The organism is Methylobacterium nigriterrae (genome assembly GCF_037106235.1).
In the GTDB taxonomy this organism is placed as follows: Bacteria; Pseudomonadota; Alphaproteobacteria; order Rhizobiales; family Beijerinckiaceae; genus Methylobacterium; species Methylobacterium nigriterrae.
In genome coordinates, this window is record NZ_JBAWTG010000072.1 from 1 (window position 1) to 25,209 (window position 25,209).

Annotated in this window: 26 protein-coding genes and 1 pseudogene; 12 read left to right on the forward strand and 15 right to left on the reverse strand. The window is 65.5% G+C overall.

Features of this window, described 5'->3' with window-relative positions:
* From WDW90_RS25295 to WDW90_RS25305, 3 genes are all read left to right on the forward strand, one after another.
* The coding region (locus tag WDW90_RS25295) for an AraC family transcriptional regulator (RefSeq protein WP_336490257.1) at positions 1 to 853 on the forward strand (853 nt) is incomplete at its 5' end.
* A 73-nt stretch (positions 854 to 926) separates the two neighbouring features.
* A complete protein-coding gene (locus WDW90_RS25300; RefSeq protein WP_336490258.1) occupies positions 927 to 1,139 on the forward strand; it encodes a hypothetical protein in 213 nt (70 codons plus the stop codon).
* A 147-nt stretch (positions 1,140 to 1,286) separates the two neighbouring features.
* Positions 1,287 to 1,859, forward strand: coding sequence for a hypothetical protein (locus WDW90_RS25305; protein ID WP_336490259.1), 573 nt, complete (start codon positions 1,287 to 1,289; stop codon positions 1,857 to 1,859).
* Between the two features lie 80 nt (positions 1,860 to 1,939).
* Here WDW90_RS25305 and WDW90_RS25310 read toward each other — a convergent pair whose 3' ends face one another.
* A complete protein-coding gene (locus WDW90_RS25310) occupies positions 1,940 to 2,068 on the reverse strand; it encodes a hypothetical protein (protein WP_336490261.1) in 129 nt (42 codons plus the stop codon).
* 453 nt (positions 2,069 to 2,521) lie between these two features.
* On the opposite strand from WDW90_RS25310, the gene WDW90_RS25315 reads away from it, so the two are divergent.
* A complete protein-coding gene (locus tag WDW90_RS25315; RefSeq protein ID WP_336490262.1) occupies positions 2,522 to 3,007 on the forward strand; it encodes a cache domain-containing protein in 486 nt (161 codons plus the stop codon).
* Between the two features lie 984 nt (positions 3,008 to 3,991).
* Here WDW90_RS25315 and WDW90_RS25320 read toward each other — a convergent pair.
* On the reverse strand, positions 3,992 to 4,261 hold the full coding sequence (locus WDW90_RS25320; RefSeq protein WP_336490263.1) for a hypothetical protein: 270 nt from the start codon (positions 4,259 to 4,261) through the stop codon (positions 3,992 to 3,994).
* Complete coding sequence (locus WDW90_RS25325; protein WP_336490264.1) at positions 4,258 to 5,016, reverse strand: Crp/Fnr family transcriptional regulator; 759 nt, start codon at positions 5,014 to 5,016, stop codon at positions 4,258 to 4,260. Before WDW90_RS25325 ends, WDW90_RS25320 begins: the two co-directional genes overlap by 4 nt.
* Before the next feature lie 294 nt (positions 5,017 to 5,310).
* Here WDW90_RS25325 and WDW90_RS25330 point away from each other — a divergent pair, with 294 nt between their 5' ends.
* A complete protein-coding gene (locus WDW90_RS25330; RefSeq protein WP_336490265.1) occupies positions 5,311 to 5,622 on the forward strand; it encodes a hypothetical protein in 312 nt (103 codons plus the stop codon).
* 22 nt (positions 5,623 to 5,644) lie between these two features.
* Here WDW90_RS25330 and WDW90_RS25335 read toward each other — a convergent pair whose 3' ends face one another.
* The 5 genes and pseudogenes from WDW90_RS25335 to WDW90_RS25355 form a co-directional block, all read right to left on the reverse strand.
* Entirely contained in the window at positions 5,645 to 5,884 is a 240-nt protein-coding gene (locus tag WDW90_RS25335; protein WP_336490266.1) for a DUF6894 family protein, read from the reverse strand.
* Between the two features lie 285 nt (positions 5,885 to 6,169).
* Complete coding sequence (locus WDW90_RS25340) at positions 6,170 to 6,451, reverse strand: hypothetical protein (RefSeq protein WP_336490267.1); 282 nt, start codon at positions 6,449 to 6,451, stop codon at positions 6,170 to 6,172.
* 133 nt (positions 6,452 to 6,584) lie between these two features.
* On the reverse strand, positions 6,585 to 8,828 hold the full coding sequence (locus WDW90_RS25345) for a GAF domain-containing protein (RefSeq protein WP_336490268.1): 2,244 nt from the start codon (positions 8,826 to 8,828) through the stop codon (positions 6,585 to 6,587).
* 308 nt (positions 8,829 to 9,136) lie between these two features.
* Positions 9,137 to 9,558 (reverse strand): annotated as a pseudogene (locus WDW90_RS25350) (anthrone oxygenase family protein).
* A gap of 148 nt (positions 9,559 to 9,706) precedes the next feature.
* Complete coding sequence (locus tag WDW90_RS25355) at positions 9,707 to 9,919, reverse strand: hypothetical protein (protein ID WP_336490270.1); 213 nt, start codon at positions 9,917 to 9,919, stop codon at positions 9,707 to 9,709.
* A 926-nt stretch (positions 9,920 to 10,845) separates the two neighbouring features.
* On the opposite strand from WDW90_RS25355, the gene WDW90_RS25360 reads away from it, so the two are divergent.
* The 3 genes from WDW90_RS25360 to WDW90_RS25370 all read left to right on the forward strand — a co-directional run bounded on the left by WDW90_RS25360 (position 10,846) and on the right by WDW90_RS25370 (position 13,608).
* Positions 10,846 to 12,726, forward strand: coding sequence for a DEAD/DEAH box helicase (locus WDW90_RS25360; protein WP_336490271.1), 1,881 nt, complete (start codon positions 10,846 to 10,848; stop codon positions 12,724 to 12,726).
* Positions 12,727 to 12,924: 198 nt separating this feature from the next.
* The gene (locus WDW90_RS25365) at positions 12,925 to 13,185 is read left to right on the forward strand and encodes a hypothetical protein (RefSeq protein ID WP_336490272.1); all 261 of its coding nucleotides are present in this window, start codon (positions 12,925 to 12,927) and stop codon (positions 13,183 to 13,185) included.
* A 189-nt stretch (positions 13,186 to 13,374) separates the two neighbouring features.
* Entirely contained in the window at positions 13,375 to 13,608 is a 234-nt protein-coding gene (locus WDW90_RS25370; protein ID WP_336490273.1) for a hypothetical protein, read from the forward strand.
* A 1,074-nt stretch (positions 13,609 to 14,682) separates the two neighbouring features.
* Here the strand turns inward: WDW90_RS25370 and WDW90_RS25375 are convergent.
* Positions 14,683 to 15,918, reverse strand: a complete 1,236-nt coding sequence (locus tag WDW90_RS25375; protein ID WP_336490274.1) for an MFS transporter — start codon at positions 15,916 to 15,918, stop codon at positions 14,683 to 14,685.
* 93 nt (positions 15,919 to 16,011) lie between these two features.
* Here WDW90_RS25375 and gcvA point away from each other — a divergent pair, with 93 nt between their 5' ends.
* Positions 16,012 to 16,896, forward strand: a complete 885-nt coding sequence (gcvA, locus tag WDW90_RS25380; protein WP_336490275.1) for a transcriptional regulator GcvA — start codon at positions 16,012 to 16,014, stop codon at positions 16,894 to 16,896.
* Positions 16,897 to 17,009: 113 nt separating this feature from the next.
* On the opposite strand, the gene WDW90_RS25385 is transcribed toward gcvA, so the two are convergent.
* From WDW90_RS25385 to WDW90_RS25410, 6 genes are all read right to left on the reverse strand, one after another.
* Positions 17,010 to 18,425, reverse strand: coding sequence for a phosphatase PAP2 family protein (locus tag WDW90_RS25385; RefSeq protein ID WP_336490277.1), 1,416 nt, complete (start codon positions 18,423 to 18,425; stop codon positions 17,010 to 17,012).
* 333 nt (positions 18,426 to 18,758) lie between these two features.
* A complete protein-coding gene (locus tag WDW90_RS25390) occupies positions 18,759 to 19,955 on the reverse strand; it encodes an MFS transporter (RefSeq protein WP_336490278.1) in 1,197 nt (398 codons plus the stop codon).
* Positions 19,952 to 20,179, reverse strand: a complete 228-nt coding sequence (locus WDW90_RS25395; protein ID WP_431311118.1) for a hypothetical protein — start codon at positions 20,177 to 20,179, stop codon at positions 19,952 to 19,954. Before WDW90_RS25395 ends, WDW90_RS25390 begins: the two co-directional genes overlap by 4 nt.
* 105 nt (positions 20,180 to 20,284) lie before the next feature.
* Positions 20,285 to 20,551 (reverse strand): PepSY domain-containing protein, encoded by a 267-nt coding sequence (locus tag WDW90_RS25400; RefSeq protein WP_336490279.1) that lies wholly within the window; start codon positions 20,549 to 20,551, stop codon positions 20,285 to 20,287.
* A gap of 658 nt (positions 20,552 to 21,209) precedes the next feature.
* Positions 21,210 to 22,874, reverse strand: a complete 1,665-nt coding sequence (locus WDW90_RS25405) for a Na/Pi cotransporter family protein (RefSeq protein WP_336490281.1) — start codon at positions 22,872 to 22,874, stop codon at positions 21,210 to 21,212.
* 150 nt (positions 22,875 to 23,024) lie between these two features.
* Entirely contained in the window at positions 23,025 to 23,264 is a 240-nt protein-coding gene (locus tag WDW90_RS25410) for a PepSY domain-containing protein (protein ID WP_336490282.1), read from the reverse strand.
* A 113-nt stretch (positions 23,265 to 23,377) separates the two neighbouring features.
* Here WDW90_RS25410 and WDW90_RS25415 point away from each other — a divergent pair, with 113 nt between their 5' ends.
* From WDW90_RS25415 to WDW90_RS25425, 3 genes are read left to right on the forward strand one after another with little or no spacing between them, the layout of a single operon-like run.
* Positions 23,378 to 23,674 (forward strand): PepSY domain-containing protein, encoded by a 297-nt coding sequence (locus WDW90_RS25415; RefSeq protein WP_336490283.1) that lies wholly within the window; start codon positions 23,378 to 23,380, stop codon positions 23,672 to 23,674.
* Between the two features lie 2 nt (positions 23,675 to 23,676).
* Positions 23,677 to 24,342: a response regulator transcription factor gene (locus WDW90_RS25420; protein WP_336490284.1), complete on the forward strand. Its 666-nt coding sequence runs from the start codon at positions 23,677 to 23,679 to the stop codon at positions 24,340 to 24,342.
* A complete protein-coding gene (locus WDW90_RS25425) occupies positions 24,339 to 25,151 on the forward strand; it encodes a hypothetical protein (protein ID WP_336490285.1) in 813 nt (270 codons plus the stop codon). Before WDW90_RS25420 ends, WDW90_RS25425 begins: the two co-directional genes overlap by 4 nt.
* The last annotated feature ends 58 nt before the right edge of the window (positions 25,152 to 25,209 follow it).

A 25,209-nucleotide genomic window follows, 5' to 3' on the forward strand; every position in this document is an offset into this window, starting at 1 on the left:
CGGCCTGCTGCTGCGCAGCTCCGAGACGGTCGGGGACGCCTTGCGGGCGCTCGAAGCCCATCTGTGCGTGCGGAACCGGGGCGCGGCGGTCGGCCTCGGGCTCCACGACGACATCGCCGTCCTCAACTATGCCCCTCACGAGCCGGAAGCCGAGGGCGCCGCTCTGCATGCGGAGCGGGCGCTGGCCACGGCGACCAATGTCCTGCGGGCGCTATGCGGGTCCGACTGGGCGCCCCTGGAGGTGCTGCTGCCGCGCCCGGCGCCGCGCGACACGGTCCCGTATGGCAGCTTCTTTCGCACACCCGTCCGGTTCAGCGCGGAAACCGCTGCCTTGGTGTTCCCGACCGAACTCCTAGCGCAGCGGATCGCGAGTGCGGATCCGGCAATGCGCCAGAAGGTAGAGGATCACATCCGCCAGCTTGAGGCCGCAGAGCCGTCCTCGCTGACGGACAAGCTTCGCGAGTACCTCCAGACCGCTGTGACTCGGCAGCGCTGCAAGGCGAAGCGAGTGGCGCGTCTGCGCTTGGTGAACTGCCGCACCATGAGACGGCGCCTGAAGGCGGAGGGCACGAGCTTCCGGCGGCTTGCCAACGAGGCACAGTTCCGGGTGGCCAAACAGCTGCTGGCCGAAACCTGCATGAGCATGACGCAGATCTCGGCCGCCCTGGACTTCTCCGAGCCGGCCGCCTTCACGCACGCCTTCCGGCGCTGGGCGGGCATGGCGCCGAGCGCATGGCGGCAGGCCAACCGACCGGAGACGGAGCGCGACCGACACCACGAAGAACCTCACCCGTACGGGAGGAGGGACAGCGGACGCAGCAGCACGTTCGCGCCTGCGCCTGCGCTCTCCTGATGCTCACGGGCGCGGCGAGCGCGCAGGACGCCCGCTCGCCCTGGCAGGCGGGGCATAGCAATGGAGGCGTACCATGACGTGGTCGGCCGCCTACGAACTGGCTCTCACGAAGCGGCACATCGCTGAGGAGGAGGCGCTTCGGATCGTGCAATTGACCCGCATCGCGGATCGGATGAGGCACGGTCGGGACACTGCCGCGGCCGAGCAGGCGCTGCGGGACACCGAGGAACACCTCACGGCGTTGCGGGCGCGGCGGGCGGCGCTTGCGGCTCTGCGGGGCTACTAACGAGCGCAACGCCGTGCGATCAGTCGCACGGACCACACCCAGCGACGGGACGAGCGGGCGAGTGGCTTTATGAGCGAACTGCAGCCTCAACCCACATCCGCTCCGGCTGGCGCTCCATTGCGAGCTGCAGGCCAAACCAACGGCCGGATGCGGCGGATCGGCCGTCGGCTGACCGAGGAGGCCCCGCGGATCGCTGGCATCTTCGCCTATCTCTGGATCGTCTTCGGACTCTTCATCTTCCACGAGCACATCGTCCTGTCCCGCCATGGCATGGGGTACGGGTTCTACGGCTTGGCCTTCATCAATGCCTGGATCTTGGCAAAGATCATGCTCGTAGCCGAGAGCCTCGATGTCCGCCCGCACTTCCAGGGCAGGCCCCTGGTCTATCCGATCCTCGCGCGCTCCTGCGCCTTCGCGGTGCTCCTGGTCTGTGCCTATGCCCTTGAGGAGATGGGGCTCGGGCTTTGGCGCGGGAAAACATTAGCCAACAGCGTGCCAGCCGTCGGCGGGGGCGGGCTCCGCGGGCTCGCGTCGGTGATCCTCATCATGGCCGTAGCCCTGATTCCCTATTTCGCCTTCCGGGAACTCGGCCGGGTGCTAGGGCGGGAGCGCCTGCGCACGCTCCTGTTCCGGAATGGGGCTGCCATTGACGTCGCTGACAAGACGGGCACAGCTGACGGGCCTCGCCTGATAGATCGCGTTATGCACCCACAAGGCTGAAGGAAGACAGCCGCTGATCGGAGCGGCCTGCAGGCAAGTGCAAGGACCGCGCCTGGATCGTCGCTCGCCGCTCAGGCGCTCTACTGGGCGAGCAGTCCGTACGCGGTCACCGCGCAATCTGCCGCGATGACCAGGAACACGAAGGCGAACAGCCCCGTCAGACCTGCCTCGGTTTCCAGCTGCATGCGAAGGGTACGAAGAACCGCCATGGTCGGGCCCCGCCTGTCGGATTGGCATCAGAGCAGGTTCCTGCTCGTTCCTGAACGGCTAAGCTTTCGAGTCGCTGATTTTTGAGGGTTTCGTCCGCCACCGCACGAGCTTTGCCTTAACCCAGCTCTCCGGGAGCAAGCGGCACTGTTCCAATAGGGCTTACCCTATCGGACCGTTCCAAACGCCACAAAGCGCCATGCCTGGAAAATGAGGGTCTCCCAAGCACTTCAACCTGTTAGATTTGTGTGTCTGGAAATCAAAATGCCGGGCGATCCCAGCCCATTCGCACGGATTGAGCGTTATGGAGCCGCTCAGTTCGCGTAAGGGGAATTATGGAAGGGCCGCGCCGGCTCGTCGGACGTAGACGGTGAAGCTTGCGTAATCTTTGATAATGCGCGCTGGCTCGCTCTGTGCTTCAGCTCCGCAGACTAGACTTGTGCAGGCGCCGTGACATGCTCAAGCGCATTCTGCCCTGCTTTGCATTTCTTATAGTGGTAGTGGCGGCAGCAAGTTCTGCTGACCTGCAGCAGCCTCCTAAAACGGCCGAGGAAGCCGCGCAGATCGAGGTCATGGTCAATAAGGCTGCGGCATTGGTGGAGACCCGAGGAAAGGTGGTCTTCTCCGAATTCAGAAAGCGCGATAGCGAATGGCGGTTCGATGATGTTTATCTATTCGCCCTTGATCTGAACGGGAAGATATTGCTAAATGTTGAATTTCCAAATCGGGAAGGAACGACCCGGCTGAATGAGAAGGATGCTGACGGCAAGTTATTTCACGAAGATTTCATAGAAGTTGTTCAGGATAATGGGTCGGGCTGGGTCGATTATATGTTTCCGAAGCCTGGACAGGGGCGCCCCTCTGAAAAATGGAGCTACGTCAGAGCGACGACGATCGATGGAACGCCAGGGCTGATCGGTGCGGGCTTCTACCCGGATTGACCCGAGCCACTCAGAAGCGGCTCACAAATCTCGCACGAGGCCGTGGAATTCGCATAACGCGCTCGTTTCCCTTCGCGTAAGGGCATTTATGGAGAGTGTCACCGGCCGCCACCGTCACAGCAACGCACGCGGCCGGTCACTGCCACCCCAGGTTCAGTATGCAAGGGCGCACGGCCACGCTGAACTGCCACGAACGATCCGCCTATCCGTAGAGACCACGCGGAAGCGCGAGGCCATGAGGCTGATCACCGGCCCGGCATCGACGAGGGGGATGTCGTGCCGGGCCGGTGACTGCCACCCCGAGGATCGCGCGTGGGGCGCACGGTCATGCTTGGCCCAGTGGCGCGGGACGACAAGCGCAAAGAACGGGCACGGGCTCGCGCGAGGCGAGGCGAGGCGGGATTCGCGTTCCATAAGTCCCGTTCTGCGAACGGAATCGGGGTCGCCGGGCAGTGTTCGGAAGGTCTGAATCGGGCCGCGCGGCGCCACGGAATACAGGGCCAGTCTATCGGCCTCCCGCGGGGCCTCGCGCGCGCCTCGAAATACGTGACAGGACTTGGAGCCGATTCAGTCCCGCGGCCTGCATCATGAGCCAGAAGAAAGGCCCCGCCTCGGGTTAGGACCGGGGACGGGTTGAGGACCAAGGTATCAGAGAGTCTTCATGCGCGGAGGCGGTGCCGCCGCCTCCACTCGACCAACCTGGGATCGCGATGAATGTTCAACTTGCGGCCGAGCCCATTAGGAGGTGCCGGCCGCGTCCCGGAACAGGTGATAGGACCGCCGGCTCTCGGCTGTTTCCGCCACCTTCCGAGTGGGTGAGGCCGCCCCGTCCTGACGAGGCGGCCTGCAATGCGTGTAGCATGGCCGGCTCAGCCCCGGAGCCGCCGCGCGTTCGGCACGATGCCAGCGAAGTGACCGCGGAATTCGCCGATTGGGCGTTATGGAGCTTTGACTCGCGCAAGCGCCCCTATGGAATCAGACGCTTCACGGCGTAGCTGCTGTGAGCCGCGCGATGGCGCCGAGGATGAGCTGCCGGTGCACGCGCCACTCATCCAGGGTCTCTTCGAGCATCATGAGCAGGCGCCTCGCCTCGGTTGTGTCGTGCCCGTCCTGAGCCAAGCGCGCGATCAAAGCGACCTGATCGGTGACACGCCTCCTGCCCGCAGCGATGTGCCGGTCGGCTTGGGCGAGGTGCTCACGCTCGCGTTCGGGGTCTGCTATGGCAGATCCTGCGCGCCCTCTGAGATCCCTCACGCTTCGGGCTCCTCCGCACTATTGGCGTCGAGGTGGCGGCCCTCGCGGTCGAGGTGCAGGTAGTTCATGTTGAACAGCGACGCGGCCTGGAGCGCGGCGAGATCCGGGATCGTCAGGACGCGACCCTTCAGCACGATCAGCCCGGAGGCGCGCAGCTCCTGCAGGACGCGGTTGACGTGCACGTTCGACAGGCCCGTCGCGTCCCCGAACTCGACCTGCGTGATTGGCAGGATGCAGGAATTGCCCTCGGTCAGCCCCACCGCGCGGAGCCGAATGAACAGCTCGCACAGGAGATGGCCGACCCGCTCCAGGCCCGTGCGCTGGCCGAGATTGACCGTCCATTCCCGCTGGATCGCCGTGTGCACGAGCATCTCCCACCACAGCGCCTGGGTGATCCGCGGATGCTGCTCGGTGAGGTCGAGGAGCGTGTCGCGCGGGATCTCGGCGAGCTTGACGGGCGTGATCGTGCTGATCGAGTGATCCATCTCGCGCAGCACGAAGATGTGCGGGTCGCAGAGGTCGCCCGGCAGGAAGAACGAGATGATCTGCCGCCTCCCGTCCTCCAGCTGCTTGTAGCGGCAGGCCCAGCCGTCGAGCATCAGGTTGACGTGCTCGGGATCATCTCCCTCGCAGATGATGTCCTGGTGCGGCCCGAACAGGCGCACCCTCCCGCTTGCGGCATCCTCGAGCGCGCCCTTGTCTGCGTCAGAGAGCCGGGTGAAGTTCTCAAGCTTACGGATGAGGTGGTGGGGCATGACCGCCTCCATGTCACGCTGGCGGTACAGTAGGCGCGTCAGCCGCGCGAGAACTTCACCTGTGTGAATGCCGGTTCCGGCCCAAGGGGGAAGATTTTCTGACCAGAACGGGAGCCACTGCGTCAGCCCGCCCTCGGTCGTCTTGCGCTCTCGGCGAGAGCACAATCGGAGGTCAGATGCCCCGCTACCACTTCCACCTGCGAACCCCAGATGGCCTGCAGTGGGACGAGGAGGGCGTACCGTTCGCCGGCCTAGAGGTAGCCCTACCTCGATGCGTGCCGGGCCATTCCGGCGATGGCTGCTGATCTGCAGCGCGCCGGCACGAGGCCGAGACAGCTCCTGTGCTACGCCTTCGAGATCGCGGATGCGGACGGCCAGCTCTTGATCGAGGTGCCCTTTGCGGAGGTTCTCGACACAGCGCGCAAGCCACGCCGGCCCTTGCCCGCGTTGGGCCAGAAGGCGCGGGCCGAGATCCAGCAGACTGAACGCCTGATTGCCGAGGTCCAACGGGAGCGAGACGCTCTGTACGCCACGCTGTCCCAGACCCATGCCCTTCTGGCTCGCTTGCGGGCGCTCGACATCAGTGGTCGCGGCCAGCGCCTGTAAGCGTGAGGGCGAACGCGAAGAGCTACCGCGGCAACCAGAGGCCGGCGTAGGTGAGCGTGGCCGAGTAGACGGGATGGCCGGTCTCGTCCTTGACCATCACGGTGAATGTGCGCTGGTCGCCATCCTTGGGAATGTCCTCGCGGGCGATGTCCGGCAAGAGGCGCTTGGCCTTCTGACGCGCCTCGTCCGGGCCGGAAAGCTCGGTTCCGGTGTCGTCGAACTCGGGGCCACCGTCGTGGACGTCGAAGAAGAAGCGGGGCATCAGGCTCTCCGCAGAATACAAGCGGGAGCACGCGGGTCTCGCAGCCGCCGGTGCGCGTCGTAGACGGCCAGTCGGAAGGGTGACTTGGGACGGGAGACCATGACGGTACTCCTCGCTTTGCAGGCGGGAGCGCACGTCTCTCTCAGCCACCAGAGCCTACGGGATCGGAACCGGCTGGTGATGCCGGCATCATGCGCCTCCTCGGCGGGGAAGTCCAAAGGAGGCCATGCCGCGCTCGTGTGGTCTCCCTCTGAGAGCTACAGCCACCCGGCGGGAGACGGCAACTTACGGCTCGCGTGCCTGCAACCGATGGATGGTACAGAGGATTGTCTCGCGATGCGCGTACCACTCGGCCAATGTGGCTTTGAGGGTGGCCAGAAGCTGCTCCGCCAGCGCCGTGTCGTGGCCCTCACTTCGCAGCTGCGCGATCAGAAGTTCCTGTTCCGCGACGCGCCTCTCGCCTTCGACGATGTCTTGCTCGGCCTTTGCGAGGTCAGCCTGTTCCTTCTTCAGGCTTAGGCCGACGGACGGTGGCGGGTTTCCGCTCATGCCCACAACATAGATCAACCCGCACGTTCGATCAGCCACGAGCACGCGCCGGCCGGCAAGAGAGGTCGACAATCAGCCATGTGGACTCTCTGGGCCACGCTGCAGAGCCTCAGAGCTTACCGGCTCCAGCACAGGCGCACATTACAACGGGTTAGGCGAGCGGCATCGCGATCCGGCAGCGCACCCCGTCTTTGCCCAGCTCGTACTCGGTCTGGGCCTGCAGCGCGTAGGCGAGCGCTTCCTCGATCAGCTCCTGGCCGAAGCCGCGTCGGGTCACCTTCTCCGGCTGCACGTCCACACCGCTCTCGATCCAGTTCAAGGCCAAGTGGCCGCCACCGCCCTCGTCTTGGGTCCGCTCCCAGGTGACCGAGAGCTGGCCCGTGTCGCTCTTCAGTGCTCCGTATTTGGCGGCGTTCGTGGTCAGCTCGTGCACTGCGAGGGCGAAGTTCTGCACCTGCTGAGAGGTCAGCAGCACCTTTGGACCGGCGGTGGTGATGTGGGTGGACTCGCCGTCGGCATGGGCGGCGAGTTCCGCATTCACGAGGGCGCCGACCTCGACGGTGTCGCTGCCGGATTGGCTGAGAAGGGCTTGAGCCCGGCTGAGCGCCTTCAGCCGCGTGGTGAAGCTCTCCACCGAACCGCCCTGCCCGACGGTGCGGTTGGCCAGCGAGGTGACCACGGCCAAGAGGTTACGCGAGCGGTGCTGCAGCTCCCTGACCAACACGCCCTGGCGCTCAGCCGCCGCCTTCTCCTCGGTGATGTCCCGGCCGACGCCGCCAATCCAACAGACTTCGCCCGTCGGATCGCGCATCGGGAAGTCGGTATCGCGCAGGTGGCGCACTGCGCCGTCGCAGGACCGCCGGATGCGGTACTCGAAGGAGGCATACTCGCCGGCGCACACGCGCTGGATGGTGTCGTGAACCCGCTCGCGATCCTCGGGCACGACCAGATCAAGCCAGCCCGTCAGGTTGTCGCCGCGTAGGGCCGTCTCGCGGTCTAGACCGTAGATCTGCTCGAAGGCCGGCGTGAGGTAGACCCACTGCAGGGTCTCGGCATCGCGGATCCAGAGCACGTTGGAGGATGCCTCGCCGAACTGCCGCAGTCGCTCCTCGCTCGCGCGTAGGGCTTGTTCGGCCTGTGTACGCTCCTCAGTCTCCTGGTGGCGGGAGATGATGATCGCTGCGGTCTGGGTTAGGGCGGCGGCCAGCTCGCGGTCGCGCGGCGTCGGTTCGCGCGGCTGCCTGAAGTACATGGCGAAGGTACCGACCCGCCGTCCCGAGGCCGCCTCGATGGGGAAGGACCAGCAGCCGCGGAAATCGAACTGCCGCGCCATCCAGAGCCATGGCTCCCATCGCGGCTCCTCCTGCACGTCGGCCGTGACGATGGGCTCTCCGCTCGCGACCGCCAGACCGCACGCCAGCGACTCGGGCGAGATCTCGAAGCCGTTCACACACCTCGCGTATGCGTCGGGCATCCCGACCACGTGCCGGAGCGTCTTGCCTTCGGCATCGGCGATGTAGAAGGCGCATCTACGCGTGCTCTCCGCCTGCTCGATGGCGGTGCGGATGAGGTAGGCCAGTGAGACTTCCAGCGGCGCACCGTCCATGGCGGCCTGGAACGCCTCCTTCTGCCCGGCAAGCCAAGCTTCGCTCCGGCGCAGCGCTCCTTCCGTCCGCTGAAGGGTGCTGAGCGCCTCTCGCAACTCAGGACCGCTCTTCGCTTCCTCGGCTTCGGTTGCATTGAGCAGGAGGCGGGCAAGCTCCGGGTGCCGCTCCATGCAGGCGAGCATGTCGGGCTCGTAGGCCAGCTCGGGATGGGTCTCGGTCCAGTAGTGAGCCGTGCGCACGAACGCGAGAAATGCAGCCAGCAACTCGAAATGTCTCTCGCCGACAGCTTTGCGCACAGCGTCTCGTGCACGGGCTGAGCGCTGCGCAACCAGGAAGATCACAGTCAATGCGACAAACAGATCGGCTTCGGCCTGGGTTTCAGGCGAGGGCAGATCGCCCGGCTGCGCGCGAGCCTCCAGGCGAACGAACGCCTGATCGAGCGCGACTGCGTCCGGCACCGGCCTGCGGAGCAGCGTCAGGGCCTGTTCGAGCGTATGCGGCGTGGCAGCTGGATCGCCGGCTGGCCGCCCATCACCCATGAGGAAGCCGACGTGGCGCACGATGCAGTAGCGCACCTCGCAGAAGCGGGAGAGGTGGACGAACAGGCGCTCCTTGAAGAGGGAGGGCAGCGGATTGTCGAGGTAGCCGGATTTGGCGAAGGCCCACAGCTCCTCGATCAGACCAGCGGCTGCGGGCGCGGAGCAGAAGAAGTTCGGCAGGACACCGAAGCGACCTGCAACCTCGTTGGCGAACCTGTCGGTCAGCTGACCTGTTTCATCCGAGCCCATGCGCGCCTCCTCAGCTTGGCTGATCCGGCGGAGCGGTCTCGACCGGGACTGCGGCGTTGCTTCCAGGATGCCCGAAACGCGGCGGATTTTCCCTGTCTCGTGTTAACCAGCGCGCGGCAGCTTCGGGCGTTCCAATTGGGCTTGTCCCAGTGGACTGTTCCAGAGCCGTTCCGCAGAGGTGGTCCCCGGCGTTTTGGAACGGGCTTACTCCGGAGCCTCAGAACCTACTGGAACGCTCGCGTGCTCCGGCCGAGCTATGCGCTGCCGTCATTTCGGTTTGGGTATGCCCGAAGCAGAATGGCCCCGCCTCAGGTGAGGGCCCCGAGGAAAATCAGGGTCGCCACAATCCCAAGTGCGGTTCGCACGGCATGCAGACGCGCCCACCTCTTGATGAGGCGCCGGCTCGACGGGGTTGCGTCGGCCGGGTTGGTCGCCATGAGCGCCTTTTCGTCGGCATGATGCCGAGCAGGGTGGGGCCAGTTGCTCAGGAGCACGATGGCGCGGACGAGGAAGGCTAAGCGGCCGCTTTGCAACCAAGCCGCGGCTCCGCAAAGGAACCCGATGATGGCCAGTGAGGCCTGCATCGCGAACCCGCGCTGGTAGCGGGCTACCACTGCGTGAGCAGGGCGCGATCATCGAGATTCAGTCGAGCAGGCTGTTCGGCAACATTGATGTAGGCGGCCGCGCCCGTGAACAGGGCAGCCACAACAAGCGCCAGCAGCCCGGCTATCCTGCGGTTCTCCGAACGGATGAGGCAGGATGCCAAGCTTCTGCCGACGGGCAAGGCGAAAGCTTCGTGCACCCGGCGCAGGTCTGCAAAGATATACCCTTCCGAGACAGCACGAGGCCCGCGCTGAACGCGCGATCGATGCCTTGGATCAGGAATGCCTCGCCTGTCGCCAAGCCAGGATTGCCCGCTGCCGCGTTTCGAAAGCCCGGCGCATGACCGTGCCCGGCTCGCCGCGCCCTTCTGGCAGGTAGCCATGCAGGAGCACGCCATCCGGGCCGAAGCGCCTCATGACCTCGGCGCGCCAGAGGCGGTCGGCACTCGCAAACGAGTGCTCGGTCTCGGTCAAGCGATCATAGTCCATGACGGCATCTCTGGCGGCACGCTGCTCTCTCGTCCATGGAAATAATGTGCCAGCTCCATCCTGGAGAACGCTCGGGTAGGCCCGTTCTTTCCGCTCGGGTCAGGGTAGATCGCCCCAGCACCACTCAACATGTCCAGAAAACGACGGGACACTGTTGGCGAATTCGAGATTGCCGCTTCGACCGCGGCTCGAGGGCGCCCCTGTAGGGCTGAGCTGCGAGCGCAGGCTGCCCAATCCCAGAGCGTGGCGGCAACCTTGGCAGGCCCCGAGACGAATTCGCCAACAGCATCCGACGGAAAACCTTCCACACGGATGCATCCTGCCCGGCGCCTCATCCCTCGCTCTAACGTGTCAGGAAAACCTGTTAGGAAATCAATTGTCCGGAAAGCGCTCGCGACCGGACATTCCCAACCCGCGCCGAGATGAGCTGCATCGGGTCACTCTGAGGCCTTCACTCGAGCCGCGCCGAACGTCCGCTTCCCCATACCTTCCGGCCCGAAGCGAACAGGCCGCTCTCGGCCAATCTCGGTCGTTCCGTTTAGTGCTCCCAAGCCCGAGGAAGACGGGCCGGGGACCCATCGGGCAGTATACCCTCTGGCCCTCGAATTCAATGCGGTGCCTGCGGCGGGAACGAGGATAAACTTACGCGCTTGCTCTGCACTCAACCGCCACTCACCTACTCAACGCCGACGTACCTCAGACCTACTGACGCCTACCCAGCCGCGAGCCTACCTACTACCGCCTAACGGGATCGATTTTGGCTGCAGCATACGCGTGAAGGGCCGGCGGCAGGCGCGAGTTGCTGCTGATTGTGCTCGGGGTTGAGCACAGAGAGTACTGGCTCGCCGCTGCGTGGGTGGGATTCACAAGCTCGGCTCGGTGCGGCAGGTTGAGGCGATGATCACGCCGCGACCCCCTGCGCTGCCGTGAGCATCGCAGCTCGCCCGCTTCGCGCGCATCAGCGCACCCTCGCCGCGCTCGTCACGGCCATCGCACGTGGGGAGGCGAACGAGGTCACGGACATCCTCGCCGCGGTCACGCCCGGCGGCGGCAAATCGCTGCTGCCCGTCATTGCGGCTGCTCGCCTGTTCGCGGCGGGGTGCGTCGACCGCGTCGTCTGGGTGGTGCCGCGTGATTCCTTGCGCCTCCAAGCCGAGGAAGCCTTCGCCGACCCGCTCTGGCGAGCAAGTCTCGATCACAGCTTGAGCGTACGTAGCGCCGAGAACGAGCCCGACCCGAGCCGGGGCTTGGCGGGCTACGTCACGACCTACCAGGCTGTGACGGCGGCACCCGCCCTGCACCTTGCAGAGCTACGCCGCCATCGCACGCTCTTGGTGGTGGACGAGGTGCACCACCTGCCAGTGCCAAACGGCTATTCCGCGTCGCACGATGCCGAAGGTGAGGAGGCTGCGGCCTGGAGCCGGGCCATGTTGCCGCTTCTCCAAAGCTCGGCACTGCGGCTGCTCCTGTCCGGCACGCTGGAGCGAGCAGACGGCCGCCGCATCCTCGGCCTGCCCTACGTTCCTGCGGCAGCCACACACACACCGCAGATCGACCTCGATGCGCCGGGATGGGCCGCCATCGGCTACTCGCGCGCACAGGCGCTGGCCGAGCGCAGCGTGTTGCCGGTAACCTTCGGGGCGCTGGACGGCGAAGCCAGCTGGCTGGAGGGCGGGCGCGCAGCCGGGCAGGCGCGGGTTGGTCCCCATCGGCTCGGCGGGAGCGTGCGCCTCACGACCCGTCCGGCGCTGTTCACGGCCCTGCGCACCGGCTTCGCGCGCGATCTCCTGCATGAAGCCTTCACGGCCACACGGCGGCTGCGCGCCCGCCGACGCAGCGAGCGGGGTTTAAACCCCGGCGAGGTCGCGCGTGGCCTCGGCAAGCTCCTGGTCGTCGCCCCGGATCAAGCCAACGCTCGGCGCTACCTCGCCATGGTGCAGGGCTGGATGCCGGCCGCTCAGGCCGAGCGCGATGCGCGGCTTGCGACTTCGTCGGAGCGCGATGCGCACGAGACGCTGGCTGCGTTCCGCCTGCGATCCGAGCCTGCCGTCCTGGTGACGGTGGCCATGGCCTACGAGGGCCTCGATGCGCCGGAAGTCGCTGTGGTGGCAGCCCTGACCCATATCCGCTCGCGTCCCTGGCTGGAGCAGATGATCGCCCGCGCCACGCGGGTCGATCCGCACGCCGGCTCGTATGCAGACCAGCAGGCGCTGGTGTTCCACCCGGATGATTCGTTGTTCGCCCGCTTCCGGGCCGAGTTGGAGAGCGAGCAGGGCTTGGCCGCGCGGCCCCGCACGACCAGGCGCATCTCGGCTGTGACGCCTGAGCGGATCGTCTGGTCCGATGAGAACCCGCGCGCGATCATCCCGCTGGAGAGCAACGCGCTTGGCCTGCGTTATGCCATGCTGCGCCCCAGGCCAGTCTCACAAGACCGGGCGGAGGCAATCACCGCACCCTGCGCCGTTCTGAGCTGCCTCAGCCCGGAGCAGGCTCCCTCATTGACCGAGCGGACGCTGCGCCAGCGCCTCACGGCGGCCATCGCAGCGCAGGTCATTGAGGACGAGGCGAACCTGCGCGCGCCGCGCAGCGGCAATCTCGCCCACCGCTACAATGCGGTGCTCAAGCGGGTGCCGGGCAAGGCACGCGGCGCGATGACACTGGCCGAGCTTGAGGCGGCGCTGAGCTGGCTGGAGCGCAACCGCCTGTGTGACCACCTGCATCTGCTCGATGGTGATGCCCGCTACGCCTGGTCTCATCGCAAGCGCCAGGGCGCGTGGCTGCCGATCCGGAGCCGTTCGCGCGCCTGAGGTGATCCCACTCTGACGGCCACATCCGAGCCTGGAATTCCGGCAGCCTTGGAAGACACGAAGGAATGTGCGCTGCGAGCCAGAGCAAGTCCCCTTGCCCATCCACAGCTCTCCACAGGCATATACATCAGCCTGCCTACGCCGCTTGAACCCGCGCGGGATCCGTGTGTTCTACATTTGTTCTCACGGAGCGCGGCCATGGAACGAATCGCATCGCACTGCCTCTCCGGCACGCACGGCGAGGCTGAAGCCATTGCAGCGACGTATCTGCGGCTGGCGGACGGCGATGCGCGCGTCGCGCTGGAGTTGGCCGTGGCGGACGCGCTGAACGACATCGACGCAGCCCAGCGCGAGTTCAACGCCGTCGCTCGGTGGGTGTCACGAGGCTATGCCCGGTGCGGTTTGTCCTGTTTCGGCCAGAGCGCGCCTGAACACAGCGTGGCTGCGGCAGCGCTTTAAGCCGCCAGCAGCCTGCGCGGAACGAGCGCCCGAAACACACAGCGCGGAGTTGCGCGTCGGCCCGTGTGCATCGACTCGGCCAATTATTGACTCGGCGGCCCTGCGGCTTTGCTCGTCTCATCCAGCGATATGCTTACTTTCCTTTTGCCGGATTATATGCATATAATCCTCTTTGATTCGGAGAGAGGCATGGTTGACGTGAATGAGAAGCAGCGGCTCCTGTCGGCAACGTGGCTCAACACGATCGCGTCCGGTGTGGTGTCTGCCGGAACGTGTGGGTCGTGCATCGCCTACAGCTTCGGAACCCGCCCCGGCATCAGCGGCCTGCAAGTTCTGGCGATCTCGGCAGTTGCGGTGTTGACGGGCGCTGTTCTGCACCTGCTCGCACGAGCACTCTTGAGCACGAGCAAGCATGACCGGTGAGCGCAATGTCCAGCGTTACCCTCTGAAATGGCAAGCATTTGCGATGAATTAGCTGATATCAGAAAAGCACGTCACCCGAATATGTAAATTCATATAAAGCATTCGGCGTAAAAATCCGATGCTCGACGCCGCGCAATAGCAGACTTGACCGTTTCACCCTCAGCTCATCGGCAGATTCGCGGTGGAGAAAGGTGCTGGGGACCCACAGGCAGGATATCCCCTGGCCCTTGCTTTCGAAGCAGTGCCCTTGGCGCGTGCGGATATAAACTCGCACGCGTGTTCTGCACCCAACCCAAACGCCAACATCCCTACTACATCCGCCTCAGAGCCGAACGCATCTGGTTCGCGTAACCGGTCAGTCAGCACCGAGTGGGCTTGTGGTTGAGTGCAGACGGGGCACATAGCTGGGAAGTGGCAGGAGAATTTCAGCGTCACCTCGCTCAGCCCACAGATGCGAGCCCGGCCTGCCGACGCCTACTCGCTCACGAACCTGTCCGTGTCGCCTCGTCAAGCCGATTCGATCACTCGCATGGGCGATAGGCGCTGCGGCCGGCGCTCTTCCGCTGATCATGCTCGGGGTTGAGCGCAGAGCATCATGTGCCTGGCTGACCAAGGCGGCCGCGCACTCCACGCTCAACCAACGCGCCCACATCACCGTACCACCGCTCCCGACCAGCCGACTTTGCCTTTCGAGGGGGGCGCGGCGGCAAGGGGCTCGGAGGTTGAGCGCAGATACTCCCCCACAATCGCGACGCTCACAGCACTCAGCAGTCGCTCATCAAGCGCAGCAGCCGCCCAACTGCCGACCGCGCTTCTGGCAGACGAGCGGAGGTCTGCAGAGCGTGGCGCCGCCACGACGCTGGACGCCAGCGAGACCACCGATTCCGGTTTAGCGCGGCGTCGCCCGGAAGCGCCCTGAACGGCCGCTTCGCGTCCGCGCCACAAGCTGACCTTCGCGGGGCTCGCCGCAAGGGGACGGTGTCATCCTTGAAGCAAACACTCCCAGACCGGGCGCTTGAGGCTGCCGGTCTACATAGCTCTGATCTACCAACGCTTTATGATCGTTCCGGGTTTTCAGCGTTTTGGCGCCGATGCCATCGTCCCGAGATAGGCTGATAGGATGAGCATAATGGGGACCGCAGCGAGAGCTGTCGCCGCTGCTGCCACTACCGCCCAGTTCGGTCCCACAACGTCACCCAAGCGGCCAAAGATTAACGGAGCTGCGAGCGCACTGCCCCCAAGCGTCCAGGTGTAGAACACCGCAAAGGCCGTCTCGACTTGGCCGCCCGGCGCGAGTTCCGGCACCGTGCCGTACAACACGGAGGACGTGCCATTCAGCATAACGCCCAGCAACGGCAACACGACCAGAACAGGCGCGAGCGGAAGGGCGATCACAGCCAGGATTGCTGCGGCTGTCCCTGTCTCGGTCAGAACCACCGTTCGCGTCACGCCGAGGCGCTCACCGAGCTGGCCGCAGACCGCCTTGCCGAGCGCACCGCCGAGGAAGACCAATGAGAGCGCGAACCCCACGGTGGTTAGCCCTGCACCCTTCTCCTGAAGCAGGAACGGCAGGTAGATCAGAAAGGCTGGGCGTGCGGCATTATCGAGGATGCCGATGGTGACCAGCAATCTGAAGCCGGCTCGACCAGTCTGGGTGCCGCTGGCAATCGGGGCCACCTGCAGCGCTTGGTCCTGCTTTTCCCTTCGTGATTTGCGATCACGCGGCAGCAGCCGACCGACAGCCAACGCTGCCACAACCCCCAAGCCGGCGATCACCCAGAGTGCCGAACGCCAGTCCGTCATCGTCAGCAGGAAGCCCACAAGGGGCGGCACGCTCGCCTTCCCGAGATCACCGGTGAAGTTGTAGGTGCCAAGCGGACCCCGGGCCGATTCCCCGTAAGTCCGAGCAATCACCGCCGAGGCTAGAGGGTGCTGCGTGCTGCTGCCAGCGCCGCCGAGCGTGAGAGCCGCACAAAGGCCGATCAAACCGCCCGACGCGCCCGCGAGCGCGTAGCCGCTCGCGCTGAGCAGCGTGCCATACACCAGCACGGTGCGCGCTCCGAGACGTTCGGCGAGATAGGTGGACGGCATCTGTAGAGCGGCTAGCGCGCCGTTGTAGAGGCTGCGCAATAGCGCCAATGCGGCGTAGCCGAGTGCAAACTCCGCCTGCCACACGGGCAGGAGCACGTAGAGCAGGTCGGTGTAGCCGTCATGTAGAGCGTGGTTTACGCCGACCGCCACTAAGGTGCGCTGCGGCTCATGAATCGGCGCATCTTCGAGGGTCGAGGTCGGGTCAGGGACGAGTGGCATGCTACTTTCGAGGTTGTTGCTGCCATAGGATTGCCTGCTCGTCCGGGACTGACAAACGCCTTATGCTGACGCTCGCGTGAGGAAATCTGACACGTGTTGCGCCGCCTGCCACCCCTGAACGCCTTGAAGGCCTTCGAGGCCGCGGGGCGTCACGCGAGCTTCACCCGGGCTGCGGCCGAGCTGCGCGTCACACACGGCGCGGTCAGCCGGCATATCCAGACGCTCGAAGCGTGGCTCGGCGTGCAGTTGTTCGAGCGACACAACCGGCGCGTGGTCCTAACGGAAGCGGGCAGCAGCTACCTTTCCGAGATCGGCGCGGCCCTCGACCGCATCGCGCTTGCAACAATGCGTCAAGTAGAACGTGGCCGGCCGCGCCTGTTGCGCGTGAACGCGCTGGCCACCTTCACCTTACGCTGGTTGATCCCGCGCCTTTCCGGCTTCCAGGTCGCCAATCCCACCATCGAGGTCCGGCTGACGACCTCGAACGTACCCTTGTCGAGCTTGGTCGAGCCGTTCGATGTCGCCATTCGCGGCGGCCCGGATGTGCGGCCGGGTCATATCGGGCAGCCCTTCCTGTCCGAGAAGCGCATCCCGGTCTGCAGCCCGACGCTGCTGCAGCGTCTTCCGCTTGAGGAGCCGAGGCAGCTTCGAAACCACACGCTGCTGCATGCGGCAACGCTTCCTCAGGTCTGGCCGCAATGGCTTCATGCGGCCGGGCTGCCGGATCTGGAGCCCCAGGCATCGGTCACGCTGGAGCACTTCTACCTCACTCTGCAGGCGGCGCTTGACGGCCTGGGCGTGGCGATGGGGCCGGAGCGGTTGATTGCCGAAGACGTTGCGGCCGGCAGATTGACTTGCCCCTTTGTGGGGCCGGCGCTGCCGGCGCGGAGCTACTACACGTACGTCCCGGAACTACGGGCGGAGGATCCGTCCGTACGAGCATTCTGCGATTGGCTGGTCGAGACCGCTCGGCATTAATCTCGCAGGGCAATGTGCGGCCGATTGATTGCAACGATCGCTCCGAAAGGGTCGACGCCTTCAACATCCTGGGGCGACGACAGCGGCGGATGAAGCGGCTGGGCGGTGGCGGCTCAGCGCGTCGCTTGTGGCACCGCGCGCTTGCGCTCCGCCATGGCCGCTGCCTTGCCGGCAGCCGCGTAGAGGTTCAGTCGCGAATACACGCCGAAGGCCGAGCCATCATCCAGGAAGCCGCCTCCGGGTCCCTGCGTTTCCGTCAGGATCGCGTTGGCCTCCTCTAGGCTCAGCGATGGGAATGCCGCCGTCAGGATGTAGCCCGCCTCAGGAGCGATCTGGCCGACATCCTCGACCTTATTCGCCGTTTGCGGATGCACGACCGGGAGGCCGTAGGTTTGCGTGGCGTTGTACAAAGCTTCGTTGGCGGCAGGGTCGCGGAACCGCCCGGTATCCGCGGCGGCGCAAGCCGCGACCGTGTCGCCACAGCCGTCCCGCAGGAAAGCGATGAGGTCGGCGCGGGCGGTCCTGAGAGCCTCCTGATAGTCGGTGACGGCCACAGCCTCGTTCGTGGAGCGGCTCATCTCGTTGATCACCGCCGGGTTCCTGCGGACCTGGCCCACATAGGCCGGATCGTTGGCGAGCAGGTGCGCGACCGCGTGCAGGGCCACCGCTCGACCACCCAGAACATCCATCGCGTAGTGCGCACCCACCACGATGCGGTTGTTGCCGTACTCAGCGGCGCGCGTGATCATCTGCTGATAACGCTCCGGCACCAGGATCGCGAGAACCAGGGCCTCGGTGTAGCCGTAGGTGGTGTGGCCACTCGGGTAAGAGGGGCTGTCGGTCAAGTCCTGGTTGGGTCCTCGCAGCCAGTCCAGGCTGTGGGAGCCACGGCCGAAGTAGTCGTCGCCGCGGTAGGCGAGCAGCTGCGGCAGAGTCTGGAACGGGCGCGAGTTGCCGTAGGCGTCGGCGCCCTGGCTGCCGGCCGGCTGCCCATACGCCTTGCCGAACACGTCGGCCACGCCGCGCTCCGCCAGGATGCCTGCCGCTTCTTCTGAGACCGGCGTCTTGCCGTTCTTGGTGGCGTTGGCGAAGAAGAACTTGCCGGCGTTCGAGTCCGACTTGGCGACGTTGTTGGTGTAGCCGAGCAGGTCGGCGACCGATGGCGCGACGTTGGTGAAGGTCTTGTAGTCTGCGTAACGAGCCTTGGCCTGGTAGAGGTCGCCGAGCTTGCTGCCGAGCCCATCGGCGAGTTCCGTCGCGTTCCCGTCGGTGATGAATGCGTCGCGCAACGCGAGTTGGCGCTGCTCGGCGAAGGGGAGCAGGTGCGGCTGCTTGGCGACGCCGGACTGGATGTCGCCCGTGACCTTGAGGTTAGCGTCGAGGGCGGCACGCCCCTCCTCGTTGGCGGTCAGAGCGGTCACGGGCGCCAGGCCGCGCAAGGCCGTCAGATTGGTTGCCGACTGCGCCACGGCTGGAAGGGGAGCCAGGATGCACAGGGCTGTTGCCCAGGACCTCAGCGTCTTCGGCATGGCGTTCCTCTCGGTACCCTGTTGCTGCCCCAGTCTTAGAGACCGTGGTCCAAGTACCATGTCCAGATCCCAGTCGCGTTCTGCAAGCAGGATTAAGCCGAAGTATCCGGCGCAGGTTCGATGTAAGGATCCGTGCGGCTCCCCCGAGTAGATTTGGCCAAGTGGCAAACGACCCGGTGCCGATCATTCACAGCGCCTCGCGGCTGCCCGCCACCTAACGCCAGATCACTGGCGCTTCGGCAATGGTTACCGAGAGCTTATCTGCCAGACCTGGACGAGAGAGCCTGAACGCTTGAGGCTCGATCCCTCACACCACATGCCGGGACCAAACCTCTAGCGCTCGCGCCAGAGGGCAGCAACCAACAAGACGTTGAGCAACGCCATCGCGGCGAGCAGGGCAAACGTCGATCCCGCTCCATGTTGGGCAAGGACATAGGCCCCCAGTGGAGGCGCGAGAGCCTGCGCCACGAGGCCTGGCCGAGCAAGGCGACCGATCAATGGAGCGTAACGGTCTGATCCAAATAGCGCCAACGGGACCGTCCCCCGCGCGATCGAATAGATCCCGTTGCCCGCGCCATAGAGGAGGATCGCAAGGGCGATCGGCAATAGACCGAGTGCAAGCGTCACTATGCCGAACGCCACTAGGCCCATGGCCGCTGAAAGCGTCCAGAGCGGGTGATAGCGGCCCTTGCCGGCCATCTCGACCACGCGGGCTCCCACCTGCGCCGGTCCGATCAGAGCGCCAAGAGCGACAGCCGAGGTGAGCGGCACGCCGCGTGTCTGCAGCAGCGTCAAGACATGAGCCGAGAACAAGCTCATCACCGCACCGCCGAGAACCAGCACGCCGGCCATCAGCAGGAATGCGCGGCGTTCACGGGCGTCGAGGCGTATGAGAGCCGTCCGTGTATTTCCGGCGAGAGGCGGCCTCGCTGGTGCCGGAGGCACCACTCCAAGGACCAATGGCAGCGACACGGCGAGCTGCAACCCGGCGTAGGTGAAGCACGCCCCTCGCCAGCCGACATGCTCGACGAGAAAGCTCGACAGTGGCCAGCTGACCGTGCTGGCGAAACCACCCCAGAGGGTCAAGCTGGTGATCGCCGGTCGGGCTTCTGCGCCGTAGAGACGGCCGAGCGTAGCGAAGGCTGGATCATACAGGCCGCAGCCCATGCCAATGCCGAGCAGCAGCCAGGCCGCCAGAAAGACCGGAAGCGATGGCGCGAGGCCAAGCACCAGGAGCCCGGCGGCCAGGACGACGGCCGAGAACGCCAGTACCGGCCGCCCGCCCTGACGGTCGATGATCCGGCCGACACTCGGCGACACCAAGCCGGCGATCAACAAGCCGACAGTCAGGCCACCGAACACCCAGGCGAGCGACCAACCAGTGTCTACCGTCACCGGAGCGGCTAAGACACCCAGAAGGTAGAATGACGATCCCCACGAGAGGATTTGCACGACACCAAGGGCCGAGATGACGGCTAGCCGGCTGTTCCCGCTCCCGCCTGGTTCAACGGGAGAGGGTTCGGTGCTCATTTGTTATCGGTCGCCTCAATGATGCTCTGCCGGTGCTCGCGCCACTGCGCCAGTGCTTGCTCCAGCATTCGCAGCAGGCTTTGCGCGACCTGCGTGTCACGACCTTCCCGCCTCAGACGCTCAATCCGTGCGATCTGCTCCGCGACACGGACCTCGCCTTCCGCGATATGCCGATCCCCGCCGAGGAGGTCGTCGCGCTCGTTTTGTGTGACGTTCATGGCCAAGGAAATCCGGTCCAGGAGACCTGCAGGTGGTGCGCGACACCATCAGGGATGAAGCATCCGATGCTGGCGTCGCGGCTGCTCTGGTTTTAGCCTCGTGGGCGCCGGTCAGTCGTCGTCGGCTTCGCGTTTCACGATCGCCAGGGAGTTCGGATCGAGCTTGAGGTCGAACTCTTTGCCGTTCGCGTCGATGGCATCATCGACCTCGATCATGCCGTGCTCCATCTCGATCTTCTTCCACTTCGTGAAGCCCTCCTTCTTCAGAACCTCCTCGACCTTGGTCTGCTGGTCAGGAGCGAGCTTCTGGTCGGCCATCGCGCTGGCACAGACAGCCAGCGGAAGGGCGAGAGCAAGGGCAATCGGGGTGAAGCGCATGTTTATTTCCTCCTAGTTGCCGCCCTGAGTGGCGGGTAAAGATGGTAGAAGCTCTGCGCTTCCTGAAGCTGACACGACAGTGTTGGGGCTGCTATCCATCAGCCGCATGTCGTTCGGTTTCATCTTCATGTGACGCACCAAGTTCCTGGACAATCCTCCGACAAGGTAGACCCTGCTCCTTTCGGTCGAAAGCTCCTTGATGGCCGCGAGTGCCTCCTCGGAAGTTTGCTTGACGATTGCATATGTCTGTCGTGGCTGATGTCGCTGCAGCGCCGTCACAAGAAATGCCCTATATCGCTCGGCTTTTGCCATCAGCTAACGTACTCAACTCCGAGTGCTTGCATATATCGATGTCAGCCCCGTTCCAGAAACAATGGGACGGAATCGTTTTGCGGTCGCGATTCACGCAGAGGCCGGCTCCGATCACTGCGAGTGACAAAGCCGTCACGCCTCTTTCGCATCATCTGCCGAAGAAGACCGCGCCCCTCCGTTGTCAGTCCCCAACACCAAATGGTTCGGCTCTCCTCCACCCGGCCGCGTGCTGCCAGGGAGCGCAGGGGCGCGACTTCGCCGCCTGAGGCGGGCAGGAAGCCGCCAGGACCCGCGCACCGCGTCAGCCTGATCCGCTGCTGAGGACTGAGGGTTCTTGCTCTCGTCATCATGACGCGGCCTGGCGAGAGATCCGGCTCGGCAGCAATTCGCCGCTCCGTTCCAGCATCGGGTAGGCCGCTGCAGCGACAAGGTGGGAGTTGATGAGCTTGATGTCGCGCAGCAGGTCGAGATGAAGCGCGCTGGTCTGGGCCGTCTCCAGGCGCCCGCCGCGTAGGCGCTCGAAATGCTGCGTCGTGGCCCTGGCCTCCGCATCCCGAAACGCCACCTTCTCGTCGGCCAGCAGCCGGGCCGTCCGCAGGTCGGTCGTGACGAACAGCGACGCGGCCGTCCGCAGGTTGGCGGCAAGCCGGTCGATCAGCGCAATCAGCTCCGCCTGCCCCTCCCGCGAGAAGCTCAGCCCGCGCTTCAGCTTCTTGGCGGCGTGCGGGAGCAGGTTGCGGTCGACGATGTCGCCGGCCTGCTCGAGGTTCATCGCGAAGGCCAGGATCTCGTTCAGGCGCCGGTGGTCGCTCTCGCCGAGTTCGTCAGGATCGAGCGAGGTGAGATAGGCCTTGATGGCCGTGTTCAGGTGGTCGAGCACGTCATCGCGACGGCGCGTCTCGGCGATGAGGCGCCGGTCGCCCTTCTCCAAGGCGTCCCGGGCTCCCTTGAGCATTTCGCCGAGCACGTCGGCCAGGCGCAGAGCCTCCCGGGCGGCAGCCCCCAAGGCGACGATGGGCGTCTCCTTTGCGGCCGGATCGAGATAGAGGGGCCGGGCCGGATCGGCCGGGTCGACGCGCTGCGGCAGCCAACGCCGAAGAAGGGCCGCGTAGGGCGTCAGCAGAGGGAAGAACACGGCCGCGAGCGTCAGGTTGAACAGAGTGTGGAAGTCGGCAACCGCCCGCGCGGTGTCGGCCTCGATGCGCATCATGACGGGGCCGACGACGGGAAGCGCCGCCAGAGCCAGCACGACGCCGATCACGCGCGTGAGGAAGTTGCCGAGCGGCAGGCGCTTGGCGGCCGGGTCGTCTCCGGACGGACCTTCGATGACCGGGTTGATCGCGGTGCCGAGATTCGCGCCGAGCACGAGGGCGAAGGCCGCGTCCGGCGCGATGACACCCTTGGCGGCCAGCGACATCACGAGGAGCACGACGGCGACGCTGGAATGGGCCGCCCAAGTGAGGGCTGCCGCGAGGCACACGTCGAGGAGCGGCGTGGTCGACACCGCCTTCAGCAACAGGCGCAGGTTCGGAGCATCCTCGTAGGCCGCCATCAGCTCGAGGAGCTGATGAAGGGCGAGCAGCATCAATCCGAGGCCGATGAACACCCGCCCGAGATCGTGGGCCCGCGTGCTGGAATCCCGCCGGAACAGCATCACCCCGAGCAGGATGAGCGCGGGTGACAGGGCCGCCACATCGAAGGAGAGGGCCTGGACGATGATGGTCGTGCCGACATTTGCGCCCAGCATGACCGCGAGCGCCGGCACCAGCTCGACCATGCCGCCGGCCGCGAAGCCTGCCGTCATCAGCCCGGTCGCGGTGCTGCTCTGGAGGATGGCCGTGACGCCGATCCCGGCGAGGAACGCCGAGACACGGTTGCGTAAGGCGCGGCCGAGGACGGCGCGCAGGTTGGCGCCGAACGCACGCTGGATGCCCGTCTGCACCATGTGCGTGCCCCACAGGAGCAGCGCGATGGCGCCCGCGAGATTGATCAGCGTGAACGATAAGCTCATCCTCGACGCCTTTCCTCGAGCAACGCTCGCGATGCCATCAGCAACAGACCCGAAGGCAACACGAGCGGCAACAGGACGCGCAGCGCCACCACCATACGGCACATCGTCTCACCGGACGTCGGCCGGATCAGTCGTCGACCTCTTCCTTGGTCACAGCGCCGCTGTGCGGGTCGACGTGGAACTCCAAGAGCTTTCCGTTCTTCGTGCCCTTGCCTTCCCAATCCCATCGTCGGCCTCCAGACCCGTGATGTTGGTGTAGCCGGCGGCGGTCAGCCTCTCGGTGACGGCGTCCTTGGAGATCCACCCCTTGCCGGGCACGTCGGCGAGCGCGGCGCCGGACGCGCCAGCGAGACCTGCGATGGCAAACAGAACCGTGGCGGAGATGCGCATAGCGTGTTCCTTTCGGCATCGCGTGAGCCGCATGTCTCGCATAGGCCGGCCACGGCAGGCTGACAGGCGATGTCAGCGTTTTGTCAGCCACGAGACGCTAGACTCGTCCTCCGATGCCGCGCCTGTCTCTCCTCATCACCGTTGCAGCAGCGATCCTCTCGGTCGTGCCCGACCTCTCGCACGGCAGCGAGCAGGAGCGTGCCCGGGAGGCCCTCGAACGCGGCGAGATCCGCCCCCTCGACCAAGTCCTGCGCGTCGCCCGGGAGAGGGTGCCGGGCGAAGTTGTTAAGGTCGAGTTGGAGCGCGAGGACGGCCGATGGGTCTATGAAATCAAGATCCTGACCGAATCGGGAAAGCGCCGGGAGGTCGAGATCGACGCGAACTCGCTCGAGGTGCTGGAGGTCGACTGACGATGCGGGTGCTGGTTGTCGAGGACGAGACACGGATCGCCGACGATGTCCGGTGCGGGCTGGAGCAGGCCGGCTACGTGGTGGACGTCGCCATGGACGGCGAAGCAGCTTGGTTTCAGGCGGATGTCGAGACCTATGATGCGCTCGTTCTCGATCTCGGCCTGCCGCGCCTCGACGGCATCAGCGTCCTCAAGCGGCTGCGTGCGACCGAGCGTGCGGTACCCGTGCTGATACTGACCGCGCGAGACGGCTGGCGCGAACGGGTCGAGGGGATCGACGCCGGTGCCGACGACTACCTTGCGAAGCCGTTCCGGATGGAGGAACCCCTGGCGCGCCTGCGGGCCATCCTCCGACGGAGCGCCGGCCACGCCTCGCCCGTCTTGCGGTTCGGCGCGGTCGAGCTGGACACTCGCAGCCGCGACGTCGCGGTGTTGGGCCGGCCAACGCCTCTGACGGTACTCGAGTATCGCCTGCTGTCCTATCTCCTGCATCGCCGCGGCCAGTTGGTCTCCCCGGGCGAATTGCTCGAGCATCTCTACGAGACCGGCACCGAGCGGGAGGCGAACGCCATCGAGGCGCTCGTCACGCGTCTACGCCGCAAGCTGGGGGTGCCCGTGATCCAAACGCGGCGCGGCCACGGCTACATCGTTCCGGCCGAGGAGCCGTGAGCCGCCGCTCGCTCCGGCTGAAGCTCAGCCTCGCGGCGGTGGGGCTCATTGCTCTGGCTCTCCTTCTCGGCGGAGCAGGCTTGGTGCTGATCTTCGATAAGGTCCTCGACACGCGGACTGCCGACGAGCTTAACCATACGGCCAAGCTCCTGGCTGGGCAGGTTGGCTTCTCGGCCGACGGAACTCTGATCCTCGGCGTAACTCCAGCCGATCCGCGGTTTGGTGCGCCGTATGGCGGGCTCTACTGGCAGGTCGAGACGGCCGGAGGACAAAGCCTGCGCTCACGTTCCCTGTGGGACAGGGTTCTCATCCTGCCGGAGCGGCCCGTCACTGCGCTGGCGCACCATCAGGTCACCGATGTGCCGAGCCCCGCCAGCGGCCAAGCGATCGCCGTCGTGCGCACGGTCCAGATCTCGGATCCGAAGCCCGAGCCAGAACTCGTGATCGTCGTTGCGATGGACCGCGGTGGCCTCGTCGCGAGCCGGTCGACCTTCCTGAGGCTACTGGTCCCATCGCTGATCGCCCTCGGACTAATCCTCGCCTGTGCGATGGTGGCCTTCGTCCACCTCGCTCTTCGTCCGTTCCGGGCCCTGCACGCCGCCATGTGCGCCATTCACGAGGGAAGTCGGCCCCGGCTTCCCGATCACTTTCCCGATGAGGTGCAGCCTTTAGTCGACGACTTAAATCATTTGCTTGGCGTGCAGGAGACGGCGCTGCAGCGCGCCCGCGCTCAGGCTGCCGACATGGCGCACGGCCTCAAGACGCCCCTAGAGCCGGTCCCGCGCCGCTTGAGACGGGTTAGCGGGTAGTGCGTTGACGGATGAAGGAGCTTGCTCATGCCTTCACCTCTGTCTGTGGACCTGCGCG